Origin of the sequence: Gemmatimonas sp., from assembly GCF_044376735.1 — a bacterium.
Lineage (GTDB): Bacteria > Gemmatimonadota > Gemmatimonadetes > Gemmatimonadales > Gemmatimonadaceae > Gemmatimonas.
In genome coordinates, this window is record NZ_JBILKJ010000220.1 from 1 (window position 1) to 3,692 (window position 3,692).

Consider the following 3,692-nt stretch of genomic DNA (forward strand, 5'->3'; position numbering starts at 1 on the left):
CCGCGGAGGGCGAGGGCGCGACCGGCTCGCCAGAGCACGACCGCGTCGCCGGACGACTGCGCGCCGAGATGGCGGGTCGACGCCGTCGTGAGCAGCACCGCCGCTGCCGCGATGACGGCACGCAGCGGGAGGCGCGTCACCCGATCACCAGCCCGGGCAGGGGCGACGGGGTCGAGAGCGCCTCTTGGGCCGCCATGAGCACGGACGCCGGCAAGGGTGAACCACCGGCCCGCTTGGCGGCTTCGACGACCATCGAGAGCGCGCGAGCCTGCGCCGCGTAGGCCGCGAGGAGCGCACCACCGGCCCCGGGGATGGCAACGATGTCCTGCGCCAGATCGTCCAGGTGGCGCACCAAGGCACTGCCGTGGGAGCCGGCGCTGAGCGGAACCTCACGGTCGTGGTGCTGCGCCTGATTCGGCTGCTGATCCAGCGTGTCCCACATGCCCGGAAACGCCGACGCCGACAATGCTTCCTGCACCCGACCATTGCTTGACGCCAGAGCGGCCAATCGGCGCCGCGCCACCTGTGATGACTCAAATCCCACGCGAAATCTCCGGAAAGTGCCGTCTGTCAGCGGTTTACGCGGGTTTCACCCGAGTTAGCTCTTGACAGGAGCGGACCTGTTACCTAAATGCGACAGTAGTGGCGATGCGGTGCAAGCGGGATAACCGCATGCTATAGCGTTGGTTACTGCAGTTGCTTCGTGGTTCGGCGGTTTTTCCGCGCCGAATGGACGCCTAGCAGCGCGCGGGCGCGGAGCTGAACGGTGTCGATCGGTCACCCGGTCGTCGCCGGCGTGTACGTCGATCAGAGGTCGGAGGCCTGCTCCCACACCACGTCGGGTGTCGGACAGGGTACGGTTCGAGCGCTCCGCTGAAGGAGGCTGGATGCACGTCCTCACCCCGGTAGCTGAACGTGATCGTGCGGCGAAGGAGCTGGCGGAACTGGCCAGAACCGTTCTCGACGATCATTGGGCCGTCGCCGCGATTCCCGGCGAGCGGCGGGTCCTGCTGCTGGAGCGGGCCGATGCGGCCGCCCTGCGGCCGGGGGACGGCCTTGGCGAACCGATCGCCGACGGTCTGGCGCTGCTCGGCACGGCCTACGAACTGGCCGCGCTGGGGCAGCTCGATGCGGCGCTGCAGCCCACGCCCAGTGCCGGCCGGGATCTCGCCCAAGCCGTTCTGGCCCTCGGGGCAGCCCGGGCCTTCCGCTGCTCGGCGGCGCTCCGGCCGCCCGTCGACGATGGTGAGTCGGCGGTCAAGTGGGCGCTCAAGCTGGGCGCCCTCGCGCTCGTTTCGCGACAGACCGACGCGTACGTCCGCTGGTGGGAGGTCCGCACGTCGGTGACCGAGACCGTTCATCAAGCCGCTGGCCGCCTGGAACATGAGCCGTGGGAGGCGTACGCCCGCGGGACGCTGTGGATGGCGTGGCTGGGGTTGCTGGGCGCTCCGGTGGCCGCGCATGCCGACAGCGCCGCTGGGGAGCTGCCGATGCTCTTCGCCACGCGCAATCGACTGGCCGCCTTCCGCGAGCGGCGCGCCGATCACGAGGTGCCGGGCGAGGGGCCGGTTCTGAACACCGCCGCGCTGCGCGCCCGGATGACCGAGTTCGCGATCCGTCACCTGGCCGACGCGACCGAACTCCTCACCGTCGCGGTGCTGCGTCGAACCCTGCCCGATGTCTCGGGCGAGTTTCGACTGCACCTCAGCGCGGCGCGCTCGGCAATGGCTGGAGATCATGGGCAGGACGTCTTGCTGGCGTGGTTGCAGGCTGCCGGCGTTACGCTGGCAGGCGGCGTGACCGCCCAGCTCGAACTCCCAGGATTCTAGTCCGCCCGCCCTTGGCGGCGCCTTGGGCGGCGCGCCACACGCGATAGACGCGGCGTCCGCTGCTCCCGACCGGAAAGGCGATCCGCCCTGCGCCAAGCGGGATGATGTCGGCCATCATGCTCCCGATGGCGATTCGCGTCGCTTCATCAGATTCCGGCTCGCACGCGTCCGCCTCGATGCGGTACCACGCCCGCCCGGCCGTCCCCTCGACGCAGACCAGGTACTGGTCGTCGTTGCCCCAAAACGCGGTCACCCGATCGCTGTCCGAGCCCATGTGGATAGGCAGGGATGTGAGCGGAGCCGGATCGACGGAGCCGAGCGGGGCGTTACAGGCGACGACGTGCATGCGCGATTTCCAGAAAGGGCAGAAACGTGAGCACCGGCTTCGGGACGTGAATCCGATCAGCGGTGGTCGAGGATGTTATGACGATCCATGCGCTCGCGCAATACGACCGGAACACGCTAAGTTGTTGACACAGTTGTTGATATGCGTCGAAATCCGTGTGGATAACCCGCTAAGTCGTCGTCCGAACAGTGGATCGCGCTCCGGCGGCTGTGGAAAAGTGATTCCGTGAGCCTCGGCTTTTGTGGGGGGGCGCCGGGTAATTTATCCACACTATCGATTGTCACAAACCTGCTGTCATGTTGTTTGCAAACACGGCTGAACGGCCCGACGTGGTGCGAGCCGGGCGAGCTCGGCCGTGCCGGGGCTGAAACAGGCAAGCCCATGGCGGAGTCGCTCGCGCGGGCGCATTCTCCGCTCATCACGCGCACCTCAACCGGAGTACACAGTGTCGATGGAACCTCGGATCGGATTGCTCGTCGGCCGGGAATGGTCGTTTCCTCCCGCCTTTCTCGAAGCCGTGGCACGCCGGCAGTCCGGTGTCACCGCGGACTACATCACGCTCGATGCCACGCGAATGGGGCAGGACGTCCCCTACTCGCTGATCATTGACCGCATCTCGCACGAGGTCGGGTTCTACCGGACCTTCCTCAAGCACGCGACGCGCATGGGCACGACGGTCGTCAACAACCCCTTCATGTGGTCGGCGGACGACAAGTTCTACGATGCGACGGTCGCCATCCAGCACGGGGTGGCCCATCCGAAAACGATGGTCCTGCCGAATAAGGACTACATCCCCGGGATCTCCCACACCGAGTCGCTGCGCAACCTGGCCTACCCGCTCGACTGGAAGGGGATCGCCGAGTACATCGGGTTTCCCTGTGTGCTGAAGGACGCCCACGGCGGCGGTTGGCGCGATGTGTACATCTGCGAGACCATGGAGGAGCTGATCCACCACTACAACAACAGTGGACTGCTCACGATGGTCGTCCAGGAGTTCATCAAGTGGGACGCCTACGTACGCTGCATGGCCCTCGGACGCGACGAAGTCCTGCCGATGCCCTACGACCCCCGCGAGCGCCGGTACATCCCGGATCCGGGCTATCTGGGCAAGGAGCTCGAGGCCCGCTGCATCAAGGACTCGCTGACGCTGTGCAAGGCCCTCGGCTACGACATGAATACCGTCGAGTTCGCCGTAAAGGACGGCATTCCGTACGCCATCGACTTCATGAACCCGGCCCCCGACATGGACATCAATTCGCTCACCCCGACGTATTTTGAATGGGTCGTGGAGCACATGGCGGACCTCGCGATCAAGCTGGCGACGGCACCGCGGACGCTCCCGACGGGCGTGCCGATCGGGGAGACCGCCACCGCGAGGTAAGGGCGAGGGAGTACGGGGAAGGGAATCGACGTGTACACGACGGCTCCCGGGCTGGTCACAAATCTCACCAACGTTTTATGTCCACATCCGCGATCGCGCGGTACCATGATGCGCTGCAGGATCGCGCCATCGCGCA

At 66.5% G+C, this 3,692-nt stretch carries 4 protein-coding genes; 2 read left to right on the plus strand and 2 right to left on the minus strand.

Annotated features, from left to right (window positions below):
• Positions 1-136 precede the first annotated feature (136 nt).
• The gene (locus ACIRA7_RS15715) at positions 137-544 is read right to left on the minus strand and encodes a hypothetical protein (RefSeq protein WP_396221781.1); all 408 of its coding nucleotides are present in this window, start codon (positions 542-544) and stop codon (positions 137-139) included.
• A gap of 343 nt (positions 545-887) precedes the next feature.
• Between ACIRA7_RS15715 and ACIRA7_RS15720 the strand changes: the two genes are divergently transcribed.
• Positions 888-1,829: a hypothetical protein gene (locus ACIRA7_RS15720; RefSeq protein ID WP_396221782.1), complete on the plus strand. Its 942-nt coding sequence runs from the start codon at positions 888-890 to the stop codon at positions 1,827-1,829.
• Here ACIRA7_RS15720 and ACIRA7_RS15725 read toward each other — a convergent pair.
• Entirely contained in the window at positions 1,780-2,175 is a 396-nt protein-coding gene (locus tag ACIRA7_RS15725) for a hypothetical protein (RefSeq protein ID WP_396221783.1), read from the minus strand. The genes ACIRA7_RS15720 and ACIRA7_RS15725 overlap by 50 nt on opposite strands.
• 451 nt (positions 2,176-2,626) lie before the next feature.
• Here ACIRA7_RS15725 and ACIRA7_RS15730 point away from each other — a divergent pair, with 451 nt between their 5' ends.
• On the plus strand, positions 2,627-3,556 hold the full coding sequence (locus tag ACIRA7_RS15730) for a RimK family alpha-L-glutamate ligase (protein WP_396221784.1): 930 nt from the start codon (positions 2,627-2,629) through the stop codon (positions 3,554-3,556).
• Positions 3,557-3,692: the final 136 nt, after the last annotated feature.

Excerpts from the sequence above, each read along its gene's own strand:
- ACIRA7_RS15720 (WP_396221782.1), top strand. The coding sequence starts at position 888 with ATGCACGTCCTCACCCCGGTAGCTGAACGTGATCGTGCGGCGAAGGAG.
- ACIRA7_RS15725 (WP_396221783.1), bottom strand. The coding sequence starts at position 2,175 with ATGCACGTCGTCGCCTGTAACGCCCCGCTCGGCTCCGTCGATCCGGCT.
- ACIRA7_RS15730 (WP_396221784.1), top strand. The coding sequence starts at position 2,627 with ATGGAACCTCGGATCGGATTGCTCGTCGGCCGGGAATGGTCGTTTCCT.